Origin of the sequence: Leifsonia psychrotolerans (assembly GCF_013410665.1) — a bacterium.
GTDB classification, from domain to species: Bacteria; Actinomycetota; Actinomycetes; order Actinomycetales; family Microbacteriaceae; genus Cryobacterium; species Cryobacterium psychrotolerans_A.
Map to the genome: position 1 here is coordinate 3,395,538 of NZ_JACCFM010000001.1, position 23,856 is coordinate 3,419,393.

The 23,856-nt window shown below is 63.8% G+C and carries 23 protein-coding genes; 16 read left to right on the forward strand and 7 right to left on the reverse strand.

Features of this window, described 5'->3' with window-relative positions; genetic code table 11:
* Positions 1 to 30 precede the first annotated feature (30 nt).
* Both HNR05_RS15435 and HNR05_RS15440 read left to right on the forward strand, forming a co-directional pair.
* The gene (locus HNR05_RS15435; protein ID WP_179579944.1) at positions 31 to 627 is read left to right on the forward strand and encodes a hypothetical protein; all 597 of its coding nucleotides are present in this window, start codon (positions 31 to 33) and stop codon (positions 625 to 627) included.
* A gap of 45 nt (positions 628 to 672) precedes the next feature.
* Positions 673 to 1,887: an ROK family transcriptional regulator gene (locus tag HNR05_RS15440; protein ID WP_179581071.1), complete on the forward strand. Its 1,215-nt coding sequence runs from the start codon at positions 673 to 675 to the stop codon at positions 1,885 to 1,887.
* A gap of 2 nt (positions 1,888 to 1,889) precedes the next feature.
* On the opposite strand, the gene HNR05_RS15445 is transcribed toward HNR05_RS15440, so the two are convergent.
* The 3 genes from HNR05_RS15445 to HNR05_RS15455 all read right to left on the reverse strand — a co-directional run bounded on the left by HNR05_RS15445 (position 1,890) and on the right by HNR05_RS15455 (position 5,246).
* Positions 1,890 to 2,891, reverse strand: a complete 1,002-nt coding sequence (locus HNR05_RS15445) for a sugar phosphate isomerase/epimerase family protein (RefSeq protein ID WP_179579945.1) — start codon at positions 2,889 to 2,891, stop codon at positions 1,890 to 1,892.
* 32 nt (positions 2,892 to 2,923) lie between these two features.
* Positions 2,924 to 4,138 (reverse strand): Gfo/Idh/MocA family protein, encoded by a 1,215-nt coding sequence (locus HNR05_RS15450; protein WP_179579946.1) that lies wholly within the window; start codon positions 4,136 to 4,138, stop codon positions 2,924 to 2,926.
* A 61-nt stretch (positions 4,139 to 4,199) separates the two neighbouring features.
* On the reverse strand, positions 4,200 to 5,246 hold the full coding sequence (locus tag HNR05_RS15455; RefSeq protein ID WP_179579947.1) for a substrate-binding domain-containing protein: 1,047 nt from the start codon (positions 5,244 to 5,246) through the stop codon (positions 4,200 to 4,202).
* A 176-nt stretch (positions 5,247 to 5,422) separates the two neighbouring features.
* On the opposite strand from HNR05_RS15455, the gene HNR05_RS15460 reads away from it, so the two are divergent.
* The 4 genes from HNR05_RS15460 to HNR05_RS15475 all read left to right on the forward strand — a co-directional run bounded on the left by HNR05_RS15460 (position 5,423) and on the right by HNR05_RS15475 (position 9,296).
* Complete coding sequence (locus tag HNR05_RS15460; RefSeq protein ID WP_179579948.1) at positions 5,423 to 6,943, forward strand: sugar ABC transporter ATP-binding protein; 1,521 nt, start codon at positions 5,423 to 5,425, stop codon at positions 6,941 to 6,943.
* Positions 6,940 to 8,007 (forward strand): ABC transporter permease, encoded by a 1,068-nt coding sequence (locus tag HNR05_RS15465; RefSeq protein ID WP_425485091.1) that lies wholly within the window; start codon positions 6,940 to 6,942, stop codon positions 8,005 to 8,007. Before HNR05_RS15460 ends, HNR05_RS15465 begins: the two co-directional genes overlap by 4 nt.
* A gap of 78 nt (positions 8,008 to 8,085) precedes the next feature.
* On the forward strand, positions 8,086 to 8,853 hold the full coding sequence (locus HNR05_RS15470) for a hypothetical protein (protein ID WP_179579949.1): 768 nt from the start codon (positions 8,086 to 8,088) through the stop codon (positions 8,851 to 8,853).
* Positions 8,850 to 9,296: a nuclear transport factor 2 family protein gene (locus tag HNR05_RS15475; protein WP_218868916.1), complete on the forward strand. Its 447-nt coding sequence runs from the start codon at positions 8,850 to 8,852 to the stop codon at positions 9,294 to 9,296. Before HNR05_RS15470 ends, HNR05_RS15475 begins: the two co-directional genes overlap by 4 nt.
* Positions 9,297 to 9,369: 73 nt before the next feature.
* Here HNR05_RS15475 and HNR05_RS15480 read toward each other — a convergent pair whose 3' ends face one another.
* Positions 9,370 to 10,581 carry an NADH:flavin oxidoreductase/NADH oxidase gene (locus HNR05_RS15480; protein ID WP_179579950.1) on the reverse strand — a complete coding sequence of 404 codons (1,212 nt, stop codon included), beginning with the start codon at positions 10,579 to 10,581 and terminating at the stop codon, positions 9,370 to 9,372.
* 232 nt (positions 10,582 to 10,813) lie between these two features.
* Here HNR05_RS15480 and HNR05_RS15485 point away from each other — a divergent pair, with 232 nt between their 5' ends.
* From HNR05_RS15485 to dmpG, 10 genes are all read left to right on the forward strand, one after another.
* Positions 10,814 to 11,623 (forward strand): alpha/beta fold hydrolase, encoded by an 810-nt coding sequence (locus tag HNR05_RS15485; RefSeq protein WP_218868917.1) that lies wholly within the window; start codon positions 10,814 to 10,816, stop codon positions 11,621 to 11,623.
* A gap of 43 nt (positions 11,624 to 11,666) precedes the next feature.
* Positions 11,667 to 13,223, forward strand: a complete 1,557-nt coding sequence (locus HNR05_RS15490) for an ABC transporter substrate-binding protein (protein ID WP_179579952.1) — start codon at positions 11,667 to 11,669, stop codon at positions 13,221 to 13,223.
* Between the two features lie 71 nt (positions 13,224 to 13,294).
* Positions 13,295 to 14,242: an ABC transporter permease gene (locus HNR05_RS15495; protein ID WP_179579953.1), complete on the forward strand. Its 948-nt coding sequence runs from the start codon at positions 13,295 to 13,297 to the stop codon at positions 14,240 to 14,242.
* Complete coding sequence (locus tag HNR05_RS15500) at positions 14,229 to 15,062, forward strand: ABC transporter permease (protein ID WP_179579954.1); 834 nt, start codon at positions 14,229 to 14,231, stop codon at positions 15,060 to 15,062. Before HNR05_RS15495 ends, HNR05_RS15500 begins: the two co-directional genes overlap by 14 nt.
* Positions 15,059 to 16,096: an ABC transporter ATP-binding protein gene (locus HNR05_RS15505; protein ID WP_218868918.1), complete on the forward strand. Its 1,038-nt coding sequence runs from the start codon at positions 15,059 to 15,061 to the stop codon at positions 16,094 to 16,096. Before HNR05_RS15500 ends, HNR05_RS15505 begins: the two co-directional genes overlap by 4 nt.
* Complete coding sequence (locus HNR05_RS15510; RefSeq protein ID WP_179579955.1) at positions 16,093 to 17,058, forward strand: ABC transporter ATP-binding protein; 966 nt, start codon at positions 16,093 to 16,095, stop codon at positions 17,056 to 17,058. The genes HNR05_RS15505 and HNR05_RS15510 overlap by 4 nt, the downstream gene beginning before the upstream one ends.
* Positions 17,055 to 17,834 carry an IclR family transcriptional regulator gene (locus HNR05_RS15515; protein WP_179579956.1) on the forward strand — a complete coding sequence of 260 codons (780 nt, stop codon included), beginning with the start codon at positions 17,055 to 17,057 and terminating at the stop codon, positions 17,832 to 17,834. Before HNR05_RS15510 ends, HNR05_RS15515 begins: the two co-directional genes overlap by 4 nt.
* Before the next feature lie 72 nt (positions 17,835 to 17,906).
* Complete coding sequence (locus tag HNR05_RS15520; RefSeq protein ID WP_179581086.1) at positions 17,907 to 18,689, forward strand: 2-keto-4-pentenoate hydratase; 783 nt, start codon at positions 17,907 to 17,909, stop codon at positions 18,687 to 18,689.
* 18 nt (positions 18,690 to 18,707) lie between these two features.
* On the forward strand, positions 18,708 to 19,616 hold the full coding sequence (locus HNR05_RS15525) for an acetaldehyde dehydrogenase (acetylating) (protein ID WP_179579957.1): 909 nt from the start codon (positions 18,708 to 18,710) through the stop codon (positions 19,614 to 19,616).
* The gene (dmpG, locus tag HNR05_RS15530; RefSeq protein WP_246318423.1) at positions 19,600 to 20,628 is read left to right on the forward strand and encodes a 4-hydroxy-2-oxovalerate aldolase; all 1,029 of its coding nucleotides are present in this window, start codon (positions 19,600 to 19,602) and stop codon (positions 20,626 to 20,628) included. The genes HNR05_RS15525 and dmpG overlap by 17 nt, the downstream gene beginning before the upstream one ends.
* Here dmpG and HNR05_RS15535 read toward each other — a convergent pair.
* From HNR05_RS15535 to HNR05_RS15545, 3 genes are read right to left on the reverse strand one after another with little or no spacing between them, the layout of a single operon-like run.
* A complete protein-coding gene (locus HNR05_RS15535; protein ID WP_179579958.1) occupies positions 20,625 to 21,500 on the reverse strand; it encodes a 3-hydroxyacyl-CoA dehydrogenase family protein in 876 nt (291 codons plus the stop codon). The genes dmpG and HNR05_RS15535 overlap by 4 nt on opposite strands.
* Positions 21,497 to 22,681: an acetyl-CoA C-acyltransferase gene (locus HNR05_RS15540; RefSeq protein ID WP_179579959.1), complete on the reverse strand. Its 1,185-nt coding sequence runs from the start codon at positions 22,679 to 22,681 to the stop codon at positions 21,497 to 21,499. The genes HNR05_RS15535 and HNR05_RS15540 overlap by 4 nt, the downstream gene beginning before the upstream one ends.
* A gap of 30 nt (positions 22,682 to 22,711) precedes the next feature.
* The gene (locus HNR05_RS15545; RefSeq protein WP_179579960.1) at positions 22,712 to 23,842 is read right to left on the reverse strand and encodes a bifunctional 2-methylcitrate synthase/citrate synthase; all 1,131 of its coding nucleotides are present in this window, start codon (positions 23,840 to 23,842) and stop codon (positions 22,712 to 22,714) included.
* Positions 23,843 to 23,856 lie beyond the last annotated feature (14 nt).

Genomic DNA, 23,856 nt, shown 5'->3' on the forward strand with positions numbered 1-23,856 from the left:
GGGGAGGACCCTGATCGAAAGGCCTTCACCATGTCAGCCATCACCAGACGAGCGCCCCGCCTCGGCGTGCTCGTTGCAGCATTCATTCTCGCGGTTGGGCTGGTTCTCAGTGCGACCCCCGCCAGCGCTCACGGTGGCCCCTACGAACTTTCTGTTTCATCGGATGGCGCGGGCGGGCTGACCGTGTTGGGTCATTATGGCGAGGACGATCATGTGGTGAACGAGATCATGGACCCGGTCGCGACGGCCACATCGACAGACGGGCGCACGGTGGGTCCGGTGGCGCTGGTGTCGTCGCCGGAAGGCGAGGGAGTGTGGGTCACCGCCGAGCCGTTCATCCCGACTGGCGACTGGACGGTGACTGTCACGACCACCGTGCCGAGTGCTGTCTCGACCACAGCCGAGATGACGGTCACCGAGCTGACGGCACCACGCGAGTCGACATCAGGTGCGGACGCAGAGCCCGAGGCGCCGGGCCTGACGACGTGGCTCTGGGTTGTCGCCGGGGCCGTTGCTCTGGGCCTCGCCCTGCTGTGGCTCTTTCTGGCACGTGCACGGCAGCCCCGTTCACCGCGACCGCGCGCCGGAGGAGCCGCCGGCGGGACTCCGCCCCGAGCGGAGATATGAGCACGGCGGTCATCGTTTAGTCGACTGTTGTGATTGAATTGCATGATGATCGACATAAGTCGCGAGAATGCCCTGGGGTCAGCCGGCGCGAGCGACCTTTTCCAGATTCTACGAGACGGAAAACCGCGTACCCGCACCGAGCTGGCGCACCTCACCGGGCTCGCCCGCTCGACGGTCGCACTGCGAATGGATTCCCTGACGCAACTCGGTCTGGTGGGTCCCGCTGCCGATGCGCCGTCGACGGGCGGGCGCCCGTCGTCCCAGGTCGCTTTGGCCACCGGAACCAAGGTGGTGCTGGGCGTCGATATCGGGGCCTCCCATGCGCGAATCGCGGTGAGCGACTTGACCGGGCGCCCGCTGCATGAGGAAGTCGCCGAGATTGAGGTCTCTCTCGGTCCAAAGCCGGTTCTCAACTGGGTGATCGAGGCCGGCGACGCCCTGGTCCGAAAGGCCGGGCGAAACCTGGGTGACCTGCTCGCGATCGGCATCGGACTTCCCGGGCCGGTCGAATACAGCACGGGCCGGCCGATCAATCCGCCGATCATGCCCGGCTGGGATCGTTTCGATGTGCCGGGCTGGTTGCAAGCGCACTTCGACGTTCCGGTATTGGTCGACAATGACGTGAACATCATGGCGCTCGGTGAACGAGAGACGGCCTGGCCAGAGGTCGACCATCTCATTTTTGTGAAGGTCGCGACCGGTATCGGCGCCGGGGTCATCTCCGGCGGGATGCTGCAGCGTGGCGCCCAAGGGATCGCGGGTGACATTGGGCACGTGCAGGTGGCGCGCGGCGTTGACGTTCCGTGCCACTGCGGAAACCGAGGCTGCTTGGAGGCGCTGGCCTCCGGGCCCGCGATCGCGGCAGCACTGCGAGAACGCGGTCTAGACGCGGCCAGCAGCCACGATGTGGTCGAGCTCGTGAAGCTCGGTAATCTCGAGGCGATTCAGGCCGTTCGGCAGGCTGGGCGGGACATGGGCGAGGTGCTGACGGCTTGTGTCAGCCTGATCAACCCCTCCGTGATCGTGATCGGTGGGTCGATGGCCCGCGCCGGGGAACAACTGATCGCCGGCATGCGAGAGGTGGTCTACACCCGCTCAATGCCGCTGGCGACCCAGCATCTGCAGATTGTTCCGTCGACGGCCGGCGCTAATGCTGCGGTTCTGGGGGCGAGCATGTTGGCCATTCACCACGCGCTGTCGCCGGCCCGGGTCGATGCGATGGTGCTTGAGTTGCTCGAGTCTGCAGCCGAGAAAAAATAGAGTCACCGACTACTGAACGCCGCATCGAACGCGGCATCCGGCTGGTCGAATGCCAGTCGGCGCACGAACTCGAGCGCTTCGGGGGCGCCGATCAGTCGGTCCATTCCCGCGTCTTCCCACTCCACCGAGAGCGGGCCGTCGTAGCCAATCGAGTTGAGCATTCTGAAGCTGTCTTCCCAGGGCACGTCGCCGTGTCCGGTTGAGACGAAGTCCCAGCCGCGACGCGGGTCGGCCCAGGCGAGGTGGGAACCGAGACGTCCGTTCCGGCCATTGACCATGCGCTTCTTGGTGTCTTTGCAGTCGACGTGGTAGATCCGCTCCTTGAAGTCCCAGAGAAAGCCGACCGGATCGAGGTCTTGCCAGACAAAGTGGCTCGGGTCCCAGTTGAGGCCGAACGCCTCCCGGTGGCCGATCGCTTCGAGGGTGCGTACGGTCGTCCAATAGTCATAGGCGATCTCACTCGGGTGCACTTCGTGCGCGAAGCGCACGCCGACCTCGTCAAAGACGTCGAGGATGGGGTTCCAGCGGTCGGCGAAGTCGTGGTAGCCGGCATCGATGGCCTCCTGCGCGACCGGCGGAAACATGGCCACGTACTTCCAAATCGATGAACCGGTAAAGCCGACGACGGTCTTCACGCCGAGTTTGGCGGCGAGCCGGGCCGTGTGCTTCATCTCCTCGGCCGCACGCTGGCGCACGCCCTCGGGATCGCCGTCACCCCAGACCACATCGGGCAGGATGTCCCGGTGCCGCTGGTCGATGGGGTCGTCACAGACGGCCTGGCCCTTGAGATGGTTGGAAATGGCGTAGACCGACAGGTTGTATTTCGCGAGGATGGCCAGCTTGTCGTCGACATACTTCTCGTCGTTCCAGCGCCACGGATCGAGGTGGTCGCCCCAGCAAGCGATCTCCAGGCCGTCATAGCCCCAGCCGGAGGCGAGGCGCGCGACCTCGTCGAAGGGGAGGTCGGCCCATTGGCCGGTGAACAGGGTGACAGGGCGACTCATGGGTGACTCCTTTGTCGGGCGAGCGGGGTGGATCAGAGTGCAGAGGTGGAGGTCCAGATGCTGTCTGCGTTGGCACTGCGTTCGACCGCATCCAGCACGCGCTGCACCTGGAGGCCCGCGGCGAATGAGGGCTCTGGCTGCGTTTCGGTGATGATTCCCTCGACGAAGTCTTTCGCCTGATGTGTGAAACCGTGCTCGTAGCCGAGGGTGTGTCCCGCCGGCCACCAGGCCGACAGGTACGGATGGCTCGGCGCGGTCACAAGGATCTTGGTGAATCCGCGCAGTGTCTCGGGAGCGTTCGAGTCGTAGTACTCGAGCGAATTCAGCTCCTCGAGGTCGAAGGAGAGTGCGCCGGTCGAGCCGGCGACTTCGATACGCAGCGCATTCTTGCGTCCCGTCGACATCCGTGTGGCTTCAAAGGAGCCGAGGGCCCCGCCAGTGAATCGGCCGGTGAAGAGTGCCACATCGTCAACTGTGACCTCACCGAATTCGGCGCCGGCGGTGCCCGTCGTGCGAGCTGTGCCGGAGAGGCCCGACGTTTCGCCGAGGAGCGGGCGGCGAGGCACGAAAGTCTCCATGACTCCGCTGACGCCGGTGAGCTGTTGACCCGTGATGAACTGGGCAAGATCGATGGCGTGGGCACCGATGTCTCCGAGGGCCCCCGAGCCGGCGAGGTGCTTCTGCAGGCGCCACGCCAGGGGCGTTTGAGGGTCGACCAGCCAATCTTGCAGGTAGGCGGCGCGCACCTGGCGCACCTCGCCGATCCGACCGGATGCGACGAGGTCGCGAGCAAAAGTGGCGGCGGGTACCCGGCGGTAGGTGAAGCCGACCATGGCATAGATGCCACGCGTGGCCGCTCGAGCCGCTGCATCCGCCATCGCTGCAGCCTCCTCGGCACTGTTTGCGAGCGGCTTTTCGCAGAGAACGTGTTTGCCGGCGTCGAGCGCGGCAATGGCGATCTCTACGTGCGAGTCTCCGGGGGTGACGATGTCGATCACATCGATGTCATCTCGGGCGATGGCGTCACGCCAGCTGGTGCCTGATTCTGCCCAGCCCCACCGGCGTGCCGCGGCGGCGGCGCGGTCGGGGTCGCGGCCGATAAGGAGGGCCATCTCGGGGTGGACCGGCAAATCGAAGAACCGCGGTGCCACCCGCCAGCCCTGGGAGTGCGCAGCCCCCATGAAGCCGTGTCCCACCAGGGCAATTCTGAAGCGGGGGGTGTTCTTCGACAACGTTTCCTCTTTCATGATGCGCAGAAATTCTCGGGGAAACCGGGGTCCGTGACCGCTCACGGACCCCAGCCTCGTCTTAGGATTCGAACGCGGTAGGTAAGAACCGGTCGACGTTGTCGCTCGTGACGACCGGAGCGTTCAACACGATGCGGCTCGGAATCTCCACCTCGACCAGGTCGCTCATCGCCTTGCCCTGCACAAGCAGGCGGGCGAGCCGGATGCCGTCGGCGGCTTGCGTCGACGGGTAGATGACCGTCGCCTTCATGACGCTCGCAGGGTTCTGGATCTCGCGCATGGCGTTGGCCGATCCGGCACCACCGACCATGATGAACTCGTCGCGTCCGGCTGCGTCGATGGCGGCGAGAACGCCGATACCCTGATCGTCATCGTGGTTCCACAACGCGTCGATCTTCGGTGCGGCGGCCAGTAGCTGCGAGGTGGATGCCTCGCCGCCCTGCACGGTGAAGTCGGCGGCGACTCGGTTTGACACGACGAGTCCGCAGTCCTTCAGCGCGTCGGAGAAGCCCTTGCTGCGGTCCTGAGTGAGCGGAAGTGAATCGATGCCGGCGATCTCGGCGACGATGGCGTTGGGGTTGTCGCCGACCTGGTCGCAGACGAATGACCCGGCGCTGACGCCCATGCCGTAGTTGTCCCCCAGGATTGTGACACGTGCGGCGAAGGTGCTCGAGAACTCGCGATCGACGTTGATCACCGGGATGCCCGCCGCCATGGCCTGCAAGGCCACCTCGGTGAGAGCCGCTCCATCGGTCGGGAGCAGCACGATGGCGTCCACCTTGTCGTTGATGAAGCCTTCAACCTGACTGATCTGCAGGTTGGCATCGTTGGTGCCTTCGGCGACCTTGAGGTCGACATCGGGGTATTTTTTCGCTTCGGCCAGGGCCGCGGAGTTGATGGCGCCGAGCCAGCCGTGGTCGGCGGCGGGGCCGGAGAAACCGATGGTGATGGTGTCGCCGGTTGCGGAATTACCCTCAACCGACGCGTTGGTGGGCTCGGTGTTAGACGCGCCGGTTTCGGCGCTGCAGCCGGCCATGAGGCCGACGGCGGCCAGTGACGCGCCGACTGCGTAAAGCATCCGCTGACGCTTGGTGCGTGAAGCGAGCATGTTGTTCCTCCTGTAAGTGATTCGCGGGGTAGCGCCAGCGAAAGGGAGTGCGGCAACTGCTCGAGGATCCCCTCCTCGCCGGCCTGTCCACGCTGACGGAACAAACCATAGCAGAAGTCATCACAGATTCGACGACTTAATGTCGTCAATCGACATATGTGTGTTATCTTCGATTCATGATCAACGACGACCATCCGGTGCCGCTGCTCTCCGTGCGGGGGATCACGAAGAGCTTCGCGGGAGTTCACGCTCTCCGGGGGGTTGACCTGACCGTACGTGCCGGTGAGGTGCACTGCGTGCTCGGTCAAAACGGAGCCGGCAAATCAACTCTGATCAAAACGCTGTCGGGGGTGCACCAGCCCGATTCTGGGGAGATCCGCTGGGCGGGCGAACCGACCGCCATCACTGATCCCGTCGCCGCACTCACCCTCGGCATCGCCACGATGTACCAAGAACTGGATGTCGTGGACGGGCTGACCATTGCGGAGAACATCTTCCTCGGCCATGAGAAGGCAACCGGCGGAGTGCTTCACGTCGCAGAATCGAATCGGGTGGCGAGTGAGCTGCTGACGCGGCTCGGCCACGGCTCGATCTCGCCAAGCACTGAGGTGAGCCGACTGTCGGCGGCCAACAAGCAGATCGTGAGCATGGCCCGAGCGCTGTCCCATGACATCCGTCTCATCATCATGGATGAGCCGAGCGCCGTGCTCGACTCCGAAGAAGTCAAGAACCTCTTCCGAGTCGTGCGAGAGCTGACAGCGCAGGGGATTGCCGTCGTCTATATCTCGCACCGCTTGGAAGAAATCCGTCAGATCGGTGATCGGATTACCGTGATCAAAGACGGCCGCAGCATGGCGGGGGGACTCAACGTCGCCGAGACCTCGACGCCCGAACTGATCAAGCTGATGACGGGACGCGATCTGGCCAACGTGTTCCCCGCTGCGGGTGCCGTTTCGACGGATGCCGCAGTCGTGATCGACGTCGACAGCCTGGGCCTACGCGGCCAGTTCAGCGACGTCAGCTTCACTGTGCGCGCGGGAGAGATCGTTGGTCTGGCCGGACTTGTCGGGTCGGGTCGTTCCGAAATTTTGGAGACCATCTACGGTGCGCGCAAGCCGACCTCCGGTCGCGTGAGCGTAGGCGGACGGGCCCTGCGTCCCGGTTCGGTCAGGGCCGCCGTCGATGCGGGGATCGGGTTCTCCCCGGAGGAACGCAAGAGCCAGGGACTTATTCTCGACGAGCCGATCTTCAAGAACGTCACACTGTCATCGTTTGCGCGCTTTGCCCGGTTCGGTATTCTCCAGGAGCGCCGTGAACGCGCGGTGGCCGCCGAGCAAATCGACGCACTCGAGCTACGACCGGCCGATCCCGACCGGTCGACGCGCACCCTGTCGGGCGGCAATCAGCAGAAGATCCTCTTGGCCCGTTGGCTGGTGCACGGCACCCGCGTTCTCCTGCTCGACGAACCGACCCGCGGTGTCGACGTCGGGGCTCGCGCCGAGATCTACGCGTTAATCCGCCGGCTTTCCGCAGTCGGGACCGCCATCATCGTGGTCTCGAGCGAAATCGAAGAAGTGCTCGGTCTCGCCGATCGAGTTCTTGTCATCGGAGAAGGTGCCGTTCTCGCCACCTCACCCGCCACCGACATTGACGAGCACGCCGTGCTCGATCTGGTCATGAAAGGAACCGCCGCGTGAGTGAGCAGAGCAGCACAATCGCCGTCCAGCCCCCGGTGCGCGGAGACGACACCGAGCACGTCGTTTCGGAGGCGCGGAGTGGCACCACCAAACGGATGCTCGGTGGCTCGGTCGGTCGCAACCTCGGGCTGGTCATCGCGCTCGCTCTGCTGATCGTGATCGGCGCCCTGACCGCAGGAGATCGCTTCGCCACGATCGACAACTTCGTCACGATCATCCGCTTCGCCTCGATCATCGGCGTGATCAGCATCGGCATGACGTTTGTCATCACGGCGGGGGGAATCGATCTCTCGGTAGGGTCCGTGATGGGCTTGGCGACCGTGGTCGCCAGTCTGTCGGCCGTGCAACTCGCTGCGACGAACAGTTCCTGGCTGCTCATGGTCGTGATTGCGCTCGCCGTTGGAGTGGGGGTCGGGCTCGTGAACGGGGTCGTGATCGCCTACGGCAATGTTGTGGCATTCATGGCGACGCTGGCGATGCTGGTCGCCGCAAAGGGCTTGGCCGAGCTGATCTCCGGCCGCAAAACGCAGATCGTGATCAACAGGGAGTTTCTCAACGCTATGAGGTCCGACCTGTTCGGCATCCCGATCTTGATCTGGATCTTCGTGGTCGTGGCCGCCGCCGGCTGGTTCCTGCTCAACCGCACCACATTCGGTCGACGCACGGTCGCGATCGGCGGTAACCGGGAGGCGTCCCGCTTGGCCGGGATTCGGGTCAAGCGTCACCTCGTCTTTGTCTACGCCCTGTGCGGTTTGACCGCTGGCATCTCTGCGGTGATGATGCTCGGACGCACCACTGCCGGGACGTCCACTCACGGTGGGCTGTACGAGCTCGATGCCATCGCCGCGGTGGTGGTCGGTGGAACGTTGTTGATCGGCGGACGCGGCACCATCGTTGGAACCGTGCTGGGCGTGCTGATCTTCAGCACCCTGACCAATGTGTTCACGCAGAACAACCTCGACACCTCGGTGCAGGCGGTGGCGAAGGGCCTGATCATTGTGGTGGCCGTGCTGCTGCAGCAGCGGTTCGCCGCGCGGGGTGCCTCGGCCGCCTGGCCGCGCTGACTGCCGCCTCGATGTCGGCCTCGATACTGTGCACCGGTCTGGTAGCCTAACCAACCAAGCGCTAGACAGAGGAGTCCGATGCTTACCGACCTTGCCTTTTTTTCATTCGTAGAACTCGCCGATGCCGCCCAGCACGACGCGTACAACCGCTGGCACCAGCTTGACCACCGGCCCGAGAACCTGGCTCTGCCCGGCGTGGCCTGGGGGGACCGGTGGGCTCGCGCGGCCACAACCGGCTTGGCCGAGCCGGGCGGTGAATTTGCCGGAACCGACTACGTGGCGATGTATTGGTTCCGTTCGCCCGTCGCCGAGAGCGTCGCAGCGTGGGACCGCCTCGGCGAGGCCTCCTTCCAGTGGGGCCGTGGGCCGATCATCCCCGGCGTCGAGCGCACCCTTCTGGCCTTCTTTCGCCCGGTGAAGGGGTATTCGGCTCCCCGAGTGCTGGTGGATCCCGATGTGCTTCCGTACCGTCCGAACCGGGGGATTCACGTCACCCTCACCCGCTATCCCGAGGCGCATGGGGCCGAAACTCACCGGTGCTTCGGCTGGGAAGACGCCCGGCTCATTCCTGCGTTGGTGGCGGTTCCCGGAGTGGCCGGGGCCTGGACGTTTTCATTCAGCCACTCCCAGCAGCACACGACGCTGCCCTTCGACGGCTCGCGGACCGAGCAGCCCGGCGGGCTGCGCATTCGTCTGCTCTATCTCGACGGCGACCCGGTCGAGACCGGTGAGGCGATCCGGCGGGTCGAGAATGAGACCGCTGCGCACCCCGATGCGCCCCAGGAGGCCGGCGACGTGCTGTTCTCGTCGTCCATGCGCACGATTATCCCCTGGCAGGACTGGTGAGCGGCCTCGAGGACCGGCTGCGAGCACTTGAAGATCGGGCCAGCATTCTCGATCTGATCGCCAGCTACGGACCCTACGCGGATTCCGGCAACGGCGACGCGATCGGGGCGCTCTGGGCCGAGGGGGGAACCTACTCCTTCGGCACGACGACTCTCGAGCACCCCGACATCGCCGGGTTGGTCGAGCTGCAGTCCCACCGCGAGCTGATGGCAGCCGGATGCGCCCATGTGCTCAGCGCGCCCCGGCTCACGATCGACGGGGACACGGCCGTCGCGGTCAACCACTCCATCGTGCTCGCGTGCCACGGCGAAGCCTGGGCGGCGGTGCGGGTGAGCGCCAATCGGTGGAACTTCGTCCGCACCGATGCGGGCTGGCGTGTGGCCGACCGGGTCAACAGCCTTCTGGCGGGGGGCGAGTCAGCGCGCGAACTCCTCATGCTCTGAACGCCGTCTGCGGGGGAGGCCGCAGGTGCGAGCGCGGGGAGCCGGGCACGATCGGTGCTCGGCCCCCCTGCCTTCAGAGTCGGGCGGGCTGCTCGAAACGCGTCAGCGGAGTCTCTCCGGCGTCGGCGAGGCGACGCAGCGCGCCGAGCCGCGGTCCGAGTGCACTGCCATAGCGCGGCTCCCAGTGGTCGAATTCGTCATCGGCGTGGCTGCGACGGGCGTGATGCACCCAGTTCGGGTCGTCCAGCATCTCTCGGCCGAGTAACACGATGTCGGCATCGCCGTCTTCGATGAGGCGGCTGGCCTGTTCCGGATCGACGATGAAGCCGACGCAGGCGACGATCGCTCCGGTGCGTGCCTTGAGCTCACGCGCGAAGTCGGCGTGGAAGGCAAACCCACGACGCACCCGTGTGTCGGTTGACCGATCGGCGCTGATGCCGCCCGAGGAGGTGTCGATGACGTCGACTCCCGCCGCGACCGCGTGCCGCGCGAACTCGGCGACGTCGTCGAGGCCCAGGCCGCCATCGAGAATCCCGTCGACCGCCGAGACCCGATACGAGAGCACCACGTCGTCGGGGAGGGCGGCCCGGACGGCCCTGATCACCTCGAGGGGGTAGCGCATTCGGCGCAGGGCGTCGCCGCCATAGTCGTCGTCGCGCACATTCGAGACTGGCGAGAGAAAGGAATGCAGCAGATAGCCGTGTGCGCCGTGGAGTTCGACGAAGCGGAACCCCGCCGCGGCCGCGCGGGTCGCGGCCGCGGCCCAGGCGGCGACCGAATCGGCGATCTCATGCGCGTCGAGTGCGTGTGGAAGTGGCCAGTCCGGCCCGGCCGGGATCGCCGACGGTCCGACGACCGGCCAGGGGGCCCAGCCGGCCGCGGCATCCGATGCGTCAAGTGGTGCGCCCGCGAACCAGGGTTCGCGCACCGAGGCCCGGCGCCCGGCGTGGGCGAGCTGGATGCCGGGCACCGCACCGTGCGCGCTGAGGAAGGTGGCGAGCCGACGCATACCGTCGAGCTGCGCGTCGTCCCAGAGCCCGAGGTCATGGTGGGAGATGCGGCCCCGCGGCTCAATGGCGGTCGCTTCGACAATGACGAGGCCCGCGCCGCCGAAAGCAAAACGCCCCAGATGGACCAGGTGGAAGTCGCTGACCAGGCCGTCCCGGGCGCCATAGGTGCACATGGGCGAGACGCCCGCACGATTATTCAGGGTGATGCCCCGAAGCGTCAAAGGTGTGAAGAGTGCCCTCGGTGCGGGGCGTGCGTTGTCAGCGTCGACGGTCATGAAGCGAATATACCAAGCATTTGTTTGGTATTGTTCCAGCATTGAGGGGTGGGAATGACTGCGAACGGGTGATGCCGACGGACGGCAACGCTGGCCGCGAGGCGGAGAACTGTCCCGCTGAGCGGGAACCACCCGCGTTCCCGGTGATCTGCTGGGTCACACTGACCAGAACAGCGAAGAAAGGCACGCGATGACGAGTGCGAACTACGAGGCCACCCGCAAAGAATTGCAGGTGGGCGACATCACCTTCTCCTACCATGAGGCGGGTCAGGGCGAGCCGCTCCTGATGCTTCATGGCTCCGGCCCTGGCGTGAGCGCGTGGTCGAATTTTCAACACAACCTTCCGGTCTTCGCCGAGAATTTCCGTGTCATCATGCCGGATCTCCCCGGGTTCGGGCGGACAGATCTGCCAGAGATCAACGATGTGTATCCCCGTTTTGCTGCGCGCTTAGTTGCGCAGTTCATGCACGAGCTGGGTATTGATTCCTGCCTGATCATCGGTAATTCGATGGGTGGGTCCGTCGCCGCAGAACTGGCCGCGATGGAGCCGTCTCGTGTGCGACGACTGGCTCTGATGGGACCCGGTGGGCTCGCAGTGAGTGTGTTCGGTACTGACCCGAGCGAGGGGGCCTTGCGATTGTTCGAGTTCCTCGACGATCCGACACGTGAACGCATGGTCGCCTGGGTCACGACGATGGTTTCTGACCCGGCCACCATTACCGAGGAGCTCATCGATGAGCGAATGGCAAACGCCTTGGCTGATGGCGCGATTGAGCGTTCACGGGCGATTTTTGCCTCGGTCTTCGAGCCAGCCTTCACCGCGGCGCACCAGCCACTCTGGTCGAGAGCCGAACAGATTCCCATGCCGACCCTGATGATCTGGGGCCGCGACGATCGGATGCTTCCTTTCGATCAAGCGCATTTCGCCAATAGAAGGCTGCCTGACGTGGAGTTGCACACGTTCTCGCGCTGTGGCCACTGGGCCCAAATCGAGCGCAAACGTGATTTCGAGCGAGTCGTAACGGAATTCTTTACCCGCTAATTTCCAAGCCCTGCCCAGCGTTACCCAACCGAGAGAGAGAACAATGATGTTCACCCAGAAAAGACGTGGCTGGTGGTTGCCAGCCTCTGCGCTGCCGATTGTGCTGATCTTGTCGGCCTGTTCGGCTGTTGCGGAGGATGCCGCCCCCGACGAAGTCGGCACGACGGCCGCGACAGAGCTCGTCGTCGGATCACTCTACGAGCATGATGGCTTTGACCCGCTCAACCCCCTCTCGGCTTCCGCCAACGGAGAACGACTCGTACCCGTCTTCGACACGCTGTTGCGCGTGGGAACCGACGGCGATGTGATCCCGTTTCTGGCCAGCGGCATGGAGTCCGACGACGGTGCGACCTGGACCATGACGCTCAGGGACGGCGTGACTTTCACGGATGGGACCCCGTTCGATGCCGAAGCAGTGATCTTTAACGTTGAGCGCCACCGGGCGAAGGACAGCCCCTCGTCTAGCAAGTTCTTGCTCGCAAACCTCACCACGATGACCGCGCCGGACGCGACAACTGTCGTATTCACCCTGTCTCAGCCAAACTATTCCTTTCCGTACCTGTTCACCGCTTCCGGTGCTGTGGGCCTGATCGGATCCCCGACCGCGCTTGCCGCTGATGCCGAAGCATTCAATCGTTCTCCGGTGGGTGCCGGCCCGTTCATCGTTCAGGAGTGGGTCGTCGACGACCACGTCACCATGACGCGCAATCCCAATTACTGGGGCGATAAACCGCAGTTCGAGACCTTGACCTATCGGGTGCTTCCAGACCCTCAATCCCGCGAGAACGCACTGGTCACAGGGCAAATTCAAGCCGGTGTGATCATGGGCAACTTCGGTGCGGTGAGCCAGAACAAGGACCTCACGATCAACACGCAAGGAGTTCGTGGCGCCATCGCGTTACTACCGAACATGAGTGCTGCACCGCTGAACGACCAGCGTGTCCGCGAAGCAATCCAGATCGCGTTCGACCCGAAGAACACCAACAGCGTGATGTATGGAACGGCGGACCTCTGGAACGGAGAGCGCGGGTGCATTCCGTTCGGCGTGGATACAGCGCAGTGTGAACCCAGCAGCGTGAAAACTGACGTGACGCGGGCCAGCAAGCTGATTGCCGACTACGTCGCCGATGGAAACAGCCCGGCCATCGAAATTCTGACCAACAGCCTGATGACGACATACTCCGAGTACGTCGACCAGGTGCTGAAATCCATCGGCCTGGCATCGACGATTCGCTCGGTCAGTCCCAGCGAGCATATTCCGGCGCTCTACAGCGGAGACTTCCAGCTTGGAATGTGGCAGATGACACCCTTCGACTCCTTCTATCCGTTGGGGTACACCGTCTTCAGCAGCAGCGCCCGCAACGTCATCAAGCAGGACAGCGCGCCATTCCAGGACGCTTTGAACATCGGCGTCAATGCGCCAACAATTGATGAGCGAAACCAGGGACTGCGCGACATGCAGTCTCAGATCAACGACCAGGCATTGGCGATCTGGTTGAGCCCTCTGCCGATGTATATGACCACGCGAAACACCGTCGACCTCGGGCCGGGATATCTCGGCGGAATGGTGTTCTACGCATCTGAGGTCACCCTCAAATAGTCACCGAGTGACCGACGGGGTGGGGCGGCGCAGGCCGCCCCACCCCGGCTGCAACCAACGATGGATGAGCGATGAAACGTTTTGGATTGAGGGCGCTGCACCTGTTCGTGGTGCTGATCCTTGTCACTTTCCTGGTGTCGGTGATGCTGGAGTTTCTTCCCGGCGATCCGGCGGTGGTGATCGCGGGGGAGAATGCGACGCCCGAGCAGGTGGAATTGGTTCGACAGAAGTTGAATCTCGACCAGCCTGTCATTGCGCGCTACTTTCTATGGGCCTCTCACGTGCTGCAGGGCGATCTTGGGGTCTCGTTCCGCACCACTCAGCCCGTCGGTGAAGCCATCGCGCAGCGGCTGCCAGTGTCACTCGAACTCATGGTCCTGGCGCAGATCATTGCCCTGATTATGGCCGTACCGATGGCTGTCTGGGCGGCATATCGACCACGCTCGACCGTTGGTCGTATCGCGACGCCGACGTCGGTTCTGATGATCTCGACGCCAGAATTTGTGATCGCCCTGATGCTGATTCTCGGGGGCGCAATGGTCCTCGGCTGGTTTCCGGCGACCGGTTTCGTCCCCCTGGCGGCGGGCCTGGGCCTGAACCTCATCAGCCTCGCACTTCCGGCGCTGGCCGTTGCTGCCGAACCCGCGGGGACCTACTCGCGCATATTGCGGGCGGATATGTCACGAACCTTCGACGAAGATTTCATGCTCGCCGCAAAAGCCAAGGGTATGACGATTCCCAATATCCTGTTTCGCCAAGCGTTGCGACCGTCGTCGCTGTCGTTGGTCACTCTTGCCGGTCTCAACACTGCTCGGCTGCTGGGCAGCGTTGTCGTGATCGAGAGCCTCTTCGGCATCCCCGGCATTGGGCGGCTGCTGGTGGAATCCGTCAACAATTCCGACTTCGTCACGGTACAAGGTGTCGTGTGCGTGATTGCGCTGACGTATGTCATCGTCAATGCACTCACGGATCTGTCCTACGCGATCATCGACCCGAGAGTACGACATGCAGTCGCTTAGATCACGGGCCGTTGCCCGAACCACACTGCCCCTCGGTCAGTGGCTCTCGATCGGGTGGTTGGCGCTGATCGTCAGCCTGGCAGTTCTGGTTGATCTTCTCCCTATCCCGGCGGCGGATACGCCGGACTACAGCGCCTATCTCGCGAGCCCGAGCCTCAGCCACCTCCTCGGCACCGATGAACTCGGTCGCGATATCCTGTCTCGCTCGCTGCACGGTGCCCGAGTGTCGCTGACCATTGCAGGGTCGACGATTTGCCTCGGGCTCATCGTCGGAACGACCCTGGGCGTGCTCGCCGGCTACTTCCGGGGCAGAATCGACACCGTCGTCGGCGTGCTGACCGACACCGTTCTCGCCTTCCCCGTGCTGATTTTGATCATGACCGTGGTCGCCGTGCGCGGCGCGTCGGTGGAGGCACTGGTTGTTGGACTGGCTGTTGGAACCATGCCGGCCTTCATTCGGATGGCTCGGGCGCACACATTGACGCTGGCGCGTCGGGACTTCGTGAGCGCAGCTCGAAGCATCGGTGCACGCCACCCGCGCGTGATTATCGGCGACGTGCTGCCGATGATCGCCGGTCCCATGCTCGTCTACAGTCTGGTCGTTGCCGCAATTGTGATGATGGCCGAGGGATCGCTCAGCTTTCTGGGGTACGGCGTGCCGCCGCCGGCCGCGAGCTGGGGCAGCATGATTGCCTCGGGTCGGCCGGTACTGCAGCAAGCGCCTCATGTGGTGGTCTTTCCAGCACTCATGCTGATTTTCACTGTCATGGCGATGAACGTTTTGGGTGACGGATACGAACGGAAGAGGCAGGCGCGATGACCAAGAACAGGCCGATGCCCCCGGGGCAGTCGATGGTCGCCACTGACATCACGACCCGATTCTCGACGGAACGTGGTGAGTTGTGTGCGGTGGAGCAGGTTGATTTTCACGTCATGCCCGGAGAAGCAGTTGGTTTGGTCGGTGAATCTGGTTCGGGGAAATCCGTTCTTACGCGCACCATGATGGGTCTCAACGCCGGCTCCGACGGGGTCAGTACCTCAGGGCGGGCTGTTTTGGGCGGTGTCGACCTGCTGTCGCTGACCCAGAAACAGCTCCGAGGCATCTGGGGTCGACGCATCGGGATTGTGCTGCAAGATCCGCTCTCGTCGTTGAACCCTGTCCGTCGAGTCGGTACCCAAATCGTCGAAACCATTCGCCGGCATAGAAGCGGAACGACCACTTCCGAGGCTCGAGTGCAGGCCGAGCAGATTTTGCGCGAGGTCGGCATTGCAGATCCGGCCGCTCGACTCGCCGTCTACCCGCACCAGATGTCTGGCGGAATGCGGCAACGGGTCATGATCGCAATCGCTCTGAGCGGTGACCCCGATGTGCTCATTGCCGATGAACCGACCACCGCGTTGGACGTCACCGTGCAACGCCAGATCTTGGATCTGCTTGATAGGGAGCGGCGGGCGAGGAAGATGGGGCTCATTTTGGTTACGCACGATCTCTCAGTCGTTGCCTCCCGCACCGACAGAGTGGTGGTGATGTACGCGGGCCAGATCGTGGAGGAGGCGCCAACGCGGGATCTCTTTGCCACCCCTCTGATGCCCTACACGCGCGCACTGCTGAACGCAGTTCCCCCGATGGACGGCCCGATCCATCTGACCTTGGCAGCGATACCGGGTGGCCCACCTGACCTGTCCGAACCGATCTCGGGCTGTCGGTTCGCGCCACGCTGCGTCCGAGTGCAGGCGCGCTGCACCGTCGAGGCTCCCGAACTTCGGGAAGCCGATGACAATCCAGAACATCGCATCCGCTGTCATTTTCCGTTGATGCCCAGAGACGCAGTCCACACGCGAGGTGAATCATGAGCACGCCCATCCTTCAGGTGCGTGACGTGCACGTTCGATACGGTCGCAACGGGTTACACGCTGTGGCTGGAGTCGATCTGGATTTAGCGCGAGGTGAGACCCTGGGCGTCGTCGGTGAGTCCGGCTGCGGCAAGTCCTCGCTGGCTCGAGCACTCATGCAGATGCCCCCGCCATCGGCCGGAACCGTCGCATACAACGGGCAAGAATTGACCGGCCTGCGCGGGCAGGAGCTGCGTCGAATCCGCCTCGATCTGCAGATGGTTTTTCAAGATCCGATTGCGTCCTTGCACCCCCTGCGCACCGTCCGCCAACTCGTGGGCGAACCACTCGGGGTATGGCGTATCGGCACGAAGGACGAGCGCAAGGTTACCGTCGACGAGATGCTCCGCGCGGTTGGACTCGACCCCGACGTCGCTGGTGATCGACGCCCCGGACAGCTGTCGGGTGGGCAATGTCAACGTGTGGCGATCGCGAGGGCTCTCGTGGCGGGTGCGCGCGTGCTCATCTGCGATGAGCCCATCTCCTCGCTGGACGTCTCGTTGCGAGCCACCGTTCTCAACCTGCTCGAAGAACTCAAAGAGCGGATGGACTTGTCGATCCTCTTTATCGCGCACGACCTGGCCGTCGTGCGAAATATTTCGGATCGGGTCATGGTGATGTATCTCGGAAAGGTGTGCGAGGTCGGGCCGTCGGCGGAACTGTTCGCGAGTCCCCTGCATCCGTACACCCGTGCCTTGATCGACTCGGTGCCGGTGGCGATGCCCGGTGCTGCCACCCCGGAACCCGCGATCATCGGTGACCCGCCGTCACCGAGCAATGTTCCGTCAGGCTGCCGCTTTCGCACACGGTGTCCGCTTGCACAGCAGGTCTGTGCGGAGGAAGAACCGCAGCTTCGCGAGATGGAACCGCACCATTCCGTTGCGTGCCACTTCGCCGAGACACCGGGAGAAGGGAAACGATGACAACCACGCCGCACGAACCCGCCGGCTCCCTCGCATCGACGACCATGGTCGAACGAACCGTTCTCATCCTGCGGGTCTTCGAACGGTCGGCGGCCTTGCTCAGCCTCGGTCAGGTCGCCGCGCGCTCGGGTCTGCCGCGCTCATCAGTTCATCGCATTCTGCAGCAACTCGTCGAGGCACGATGGTTGGAGCGTCTTGATACGGACTATCGGCTGGGCTTGCGAATGTTTGAGATCGGCAGTCTCGTCGCTCATCGCAACCGGGTCAGCTCTGCGTCACGGCCACTCATGCAGGAGCTCTGCTCGTCGACGGGCCACGTCGTGCATCTGGCAATTCTCGATGAACGGGATGTCGTATATCTCGAGAAGGTCGGTGGGGCGCTGGCGAACCAGATGCCGTCTCGAGTTGGTGGTCGACTACCGGCACACTGCACGGGGGTTGGCAAAGCGCTCCTGGCCTATTCGCCCAGGCCAGTCGTCGAAGAATACCTGGCCGGCGGGCTTGCACCGCGGACCACCTCGACAATTTCGTCGGAGGAGGAATTCGAGGCCGAGATGGCGAGAATCCGCGGAACCGGATACGCGACGGAGCTGGGCGAGTCGATGCCGGGAATGGCCTGCGGGGCGGCTCCGATCCTCGAGGCGGGCAATGCGATCGCGGCGATTTCGGTCAGCGGGCCAAGGCAGCACGTCGATGTTGACGCGATGAAGCATCGGATCATGTGGGCGGCCGCCGAAATCTCCCGGGCGATCGCCTCTGCGCCCCGGTTGGGATGAATGGCCAGAATGCTGTCTCGATGAGTGGGATGCCGGAGCGGTCGAGGAGTGACGGTGCGAAACGATGAGAACATGGTGAATTCAGCGACGAGAACAGAGGCAGCACGCGCCCTACGACAGGCTGCGGCGAACCGGGAACCCATCGCTCGTCTGAGCAGCACGTTTCCTGGCTTGTCCCTGGCCGACGCGTATGCGATCCAAACCTTGAACATTCAGCTCGACGTTGCGTCGGGCTCGCGGATCATCGGACACAAATTGGGTCTCACCTCACCGGTCATGCAAGAGATGATGGGAGTGGATGAGCCTGACTTCGGGCACCTAATGGACACGATGCTGCTCGACTCGACACGCGCCGTGTCGCTGGGCTCCTACATTCAGCCACGCATTGAAGTGGAGTTGGCATTCGTGTTAGCAGAGGCGTTGTCCGCCGATTGCACGGAAGCAGACGTTCTCTCGGCGACAGCGTATGTCGTGCCGTGCATCGAGCTGATCGACAGCCGCATCGAGAACTGGAACATTCACCTGATCGACACCATCGCCGATAATGCCTCATCTGCGGCAGTCATCCTGGGAGACACCCGTATTTCGCCGTTGGAGTGGTCCCTCGATGATATCGATGCGCGCCTCGTGATCAACGGCCAGGAGGTTGCTGCCGGGTCAACGAGCGCTGTACTCGGCCACCCTGCTCGTTCCGTTGCATGGCTTGCCCGCACCCTCGCCGGCTTCGGTGTCGCACTGGAACCCGGCCATGTGGTGCTCTCCGGGTCATGTACACGAGCCATCGACGTGGTTCCGGGCGATCGGGCAGAAGCACGATTCACGGGTCTTGGCGACGTCGTCGTGACGTTCGACTAGAAGACGTAGAGGAGAGTAATGAAAAAAGTGACAGCCGCGATCGTTGGATCCGGCAATATCGGGACCGACCTGATGTACAAGCTTCTCCGATCAGACGTGGTCGAACCACGCTGGATGATCGGCATCGACCCGCAGAGCGAAGGACTTCAGCGCGCACGTGATGAAGGACTGATCGCATCGTCCGGCGGCGTCGAGTGGCTTCTTGCTCAGAACGAGCTTCCTGAGATCGTCTTTGAAGCCACCTCGGCGTACGCCCACCGGGAGAACGCGCCGAAGTACGCTGCGCTCGGGATCCGTGCCGTTGATCTCACCCCGGCGGCGGTGGGTCCTGCCGTTGTGCCTTCACTCAACATCGAGCACCATGAGAACGCCGAGAACGTGAACCTGATCACCTGCGGGGGGCAAGCGACGATTCCCATCGTCGCCGCAGTCGCACAGGTCACCCCCGTGGCGTACGCGGAGATCGTCGCCAGCATCGCCTCTCCGTCGGCGGGGCCCGGCACCCGTGCCAATATCGACGAGTTCACACTGACGACTTCGCAGGCCATCCAATCGGTGGGTGGCGCTGCGACCGGAAAAGCAATCATCATCATGAACCCGGCCGAGCCACCGATGATGATGCAGGACACTGTCTTCTGCGCCATTTCTGACGATGCCGACCGACACGCGATTGCCGACGCCATTCGGGCGATGGTGGACCGAGTGGCGGAATATGTGCCCGGTTACCGCCTTCGAACAGAGCCTCAGTTCCGCGATGCTGATCCATCGACGGGTTCCCCTGCCTGTGTCATGACGTTCCTTGAAGTAACGGGAGCCGGCGACTTTCTCCCGCCGTATGCCGGGAATCTTGACATCATGACAGCCGCAGCGACGCGCGTGGGTGAAGGAATCGGGCGTGCTATTCGCCGCAATGAAGGGAAAAATTAGCATGTTCAACGCAGAGCTGGACTTCCGAGTCACCGATTCGACGTTGCGGGATGGCTCGCACGCCATGCAGCATCGTTTCACCCCTGGCCAGGTGCGCGACATCGTGGCTGGCCTGGATGGCGCCGGCGTTCCGGTCATTGAGGTCAGTCACGGAGACGGGTTGGGAGGCTCATCGTTCAACTACGGCTTCAGCCATACGAGCGAATTGGAACTCATCAGTGTCGCGGTGGAAACCGCGAAGTCGGCAAAGATCGCGTTCTTGATGCTGCCGGGCCTGGGAGTCAAAGACGACATTCGGGCCGCTGCAGACCGCGGCGCGCAAGTCTGTCGAATCGCCACCCACGTGACCGAGGCCGACATCGCGGTGCAACACTTCGGGCTTGCACGTGAGCGTGGACTCGAGACGGTCGGCTTCTTGATGATGTCGCACTCCCAGGGACCGGAAGAAATTGCCCGGCAAGGTCGAATCATGGCGGATGCGGGATGTCAGTGTGTCTATGTCGTGGACTCGGCGGGTGCCTTGATCCTGAACGAGGTGTCAGATCGTGTTGCTGCACTCGTTGCCGAGTTGGGGACGGACGCTCAGGTTGGCTTTCACGGCCATGAAAACTTGGGTGTCGCCGTCGCAAACTCGATTCTCGCGGTGCGGGCAGGTGCCGTTCAGATCGATGGATCCACCAGGCGGCTCGGCGCCGGCGCGGGCAATACTCCCACCGAAGTCCTCGCGGTGGTCGCGGAGCGGTTGGGCTATCGCACGGGCATCGACCCGAGCCTCATGCTTGATGTGGCAGAAGACGTGGTTCGTCCGCTCATGGACGATGAATGTCGACTCGACCGCATGGCCATCACCATCGGTTACGCCGGCGTCTACTCCAGCTTCCTCAAGCATGCTCAGCGGATCGCCGAGCAGTACGGGGTCTCCGGTGCGGACATCCTGCGTGAAGCGGGCCGCCGACGGCTCGTCGGCGGCCAAGAAGACCAACTCGTCGCGATTGCAGCGACCCTGGCCTAGGCGTAGCTGTAAAAACCTCGTCCGGACTTCTGCCCGAGGTGGCCGCGTTCGAGAAGGCGTCGCAGATTGTTCGGCACGATCACGGCGGCATCCTTCGTCTCGCCGTAGAGGGCGTCGGCGGCCTCGCAGATGACATCCAAGCCGACGAGGTCCGACAGTCTCAACGGCCCCATCGGATGCCCGCAGCCCAGCCGCATGCCCTCATCGATGGCTTCGGCGCTGGCGTAACCGCTGTCCAACATCCGTGCGGCCGACAGAAGAAACGGGATGAGCAGGGCGTTGACCACAAAACCGGGGCGGTCCGTGACCAGAAGTGGCGTCTTGCCGAGCCGATCGCGAACGAAACGATCCAGGGTGTCGCGGACGCCGACAGCCGTCTCAAGCGTCGAGATCACCTCGACCAGAGGCATTTTCGAGGCGGGATTGAAGAAGTGCAAGCCGAGAAAGCGTGATGGATCAGCGAATGGGACCGACAGTCGGGTGATCGGAATCGAGGAGGTGTTGCTTGCGATGACCGTCGCAGCAGAGACGACGGCTTCGATGCTCTGAAGCACCTCAAGTTTCAGATCCAACCGTTCGGGAACGGCCTCGATCACGAGGTCGGCACCGGCGATGCCCTCGAGCGACGTGGAGGTGATCAACCGCGCGTGAGCCGTGGTCGCGGCGGCCGCGCTGAGCTGCTCCTTTGCGACCGCCCGCTGGAGGGCGGCTGCGATGGTCGTGCTCGCAGCCTCGAGCGCAACGGGGTTCGCGTCATGCAGGATGACGCTCACTCCGCCGCGCAGACAGGATTCGGCGATGCCGCGACCCATCGCGCCACTGCCGACGATCGCGACGGTCTCGATCGCGACGGTCTCACTCACGCGGCTCATGCGTCGAACCGCTTGATCAGCGCGGCGAGGGCCTGGCCGCCTCCGATGCACATCGTGACGATGCCATAGTCGAGGTTGCGGCGCTGCAGATCCTTTGCGGCGCGAAGCAACAGGATCGCGCCGGTTGCGCCGACCGGGTGGCCGAGTGCGATCGCGCCGCCATACGGATTAGTGCGCTCCGGATCCAGGCCGGCGTCACGGATCACGGCGACGGCCTGCGAGGCGAAGGCCTCATTGAGTTCGACCGTGTCGATGTCGTCGGGCGTCAGGCCGGTTTCGGCGAAGAGTTTGCGCAGGGCAAGTGTCGGCGCGTACCCCATCAGCTCGGGTTCCAGTGCCGCTGTGCTGACGTACTCGAGTGTCGCGAGGCCGCCGAGGCCACGCTCGCGCACACGTTCCTCACCCATCAACACGACCGCCGCTGCGCCATCGTTGATGCCCGATGAATTGCCGGCCGTCACGCTGCCGTCCCCACGGAACGCAGGTCGAAGGGCCGCAAGGCTCTCGAACGTCGTCTCGGGGCGAGGATGCTCATCGAGAGTGACCGTCACCGGGTGACGGCCCGCGATCTCGACCGGCGTGATCTCGTCGGCGAAGGCCGCCAGAGCCTCGGGCGTGCCCGCCCGACGCTGGCTCTCCGCGGCGAACCGATCCTGTTCGTCCCGAGAGACGCCGTAGGTTGCGGCGACGTTCTCGGCTGTCACGCCCATGTGCTGACCGCTGAACGGATCGGTCAACATCGCCACGGTTCCGTCGACGAGGGTTCGATCGCCGAGACGGCCATTGTCGCGCGCGTTGAAGTCGAGAAATGGCATGCGTGACATGGACTCGTTGCCACCGGCGAGGATCGCTTCTGCTCCACCCCACCGCAACTGCTGGGCGCCGGACCAGATGGCTTGCAGCCCGCTGCCGCACAGGCGGTTCACGGTGAAGGCCGGGGTCTGCACCGGAAAGCCGGCTGCGATCGCGACCCGACGGGCATTGTAGGCATCCGGCCCGACCTGACCGATGCAGCCCATGATGACCTCATCGATCTCTTCCGCGCCGATGCTGCTCCGCTGAAGGGCTGCGCGCGCGGCGATCGCCCCGAGCTCGTGGGCGGGAACCGATTTGAGGCTGCCGCCATACCGCCCGACTGGGGTGCGGGCTCCATCGACGATGACGATCCGTGCTTCTGTCACAGTTCTGTTCCTTCTGCTTGCGGGTCAGATTCAGGCTGGGGACGACGCAGTCAAGTGCCGCTCGTCCTCACCGTTGTAGGCACTCAATGGGCGAATCAGCGCGTTCGATTCGAGCTGCTCCATGATGTGCGCGGTCCAGCCGGTGATTCGACTGGCCACAAACAGGGGAGTGAACGCGGCCGTGTCGAAACCCATCAGGTGATAGGCCGGTCCCGACGGGTAGTCGAGGTTCGGCAGGATGCGTTTGCGCTCGGTCATCGCCGTCTCGAGCGTGTCGTAGAGGGCGAGGAGGTCGTGCCGGTCATAGTGCTCGATCAGAGTGTCGAGCGAGGCCTTCATCGTCGGCACCCGCGAGTCGCCTGACTTATAGACACGGTGACCGAACCCCATGATCTTGCGCTTCTCGGTCAGCGCGGTTTCGAGCCATTCCTCGGCCCGCTCCGCCTCGCCGATTTCCTCGAAGATGTGCATGACTGCCTCGTTTGCTCCGCCGTGCAGCGGCCCCTTGAGGGCACCGATCGCGCCGGTCACGGCCGAGTACAGATCGGACAGTGTCGACGTGATCACCCGAGCGGTGAAGGTTGAGGCGTTGAAGGAGTGCTCGGCGTAGAGCACCATCGACACCCGGAACGCGTCGACCACGGCCGGCGCCGGCACCTCGCCAAACGCCATGTAGAGGAAGTTCTCCGAGTAGTCGAGGTCGTCACGCGGCGGAATCAAATCCTGCCCGCGACGACGGCGCTGGTCGTAGGCGACGATGGCCGGAAGCTGCGCGAGCAGGTTCAGCGAGGCGTCCAGGTTCGACGCGCGACTGCTGTTCTCGGCATCCGGGTCACTCGCCCCGATTAGGCTCACGGCGGTGCGCACGACATCCATCGGATGCGCCGTCAACGGAATCAGGTCGATCACGGCCTTGACCGCCGGGGCCAGTGCCCGGCGGGCCCGCTCGGCAGCCTGGAAGTCGCTCAGTTCGGAAGCTGTCGGCAGTTCGCCGTGCCAGAGCAGATAGGCGACCTGCTCGAATGAGCAGTGCGCGGCGAGCTCGGGCACCGGGTAGCCGCGGTACAGCAGTGAGTTTGTCTCGGGGTTGACCCGCGAGATTGCGGTGTAGTCGACGACGACCCCGGTGAGGCCTTTGCGAATTTCAGACGTCTCGCTCATGTGGAGTTCCTTAG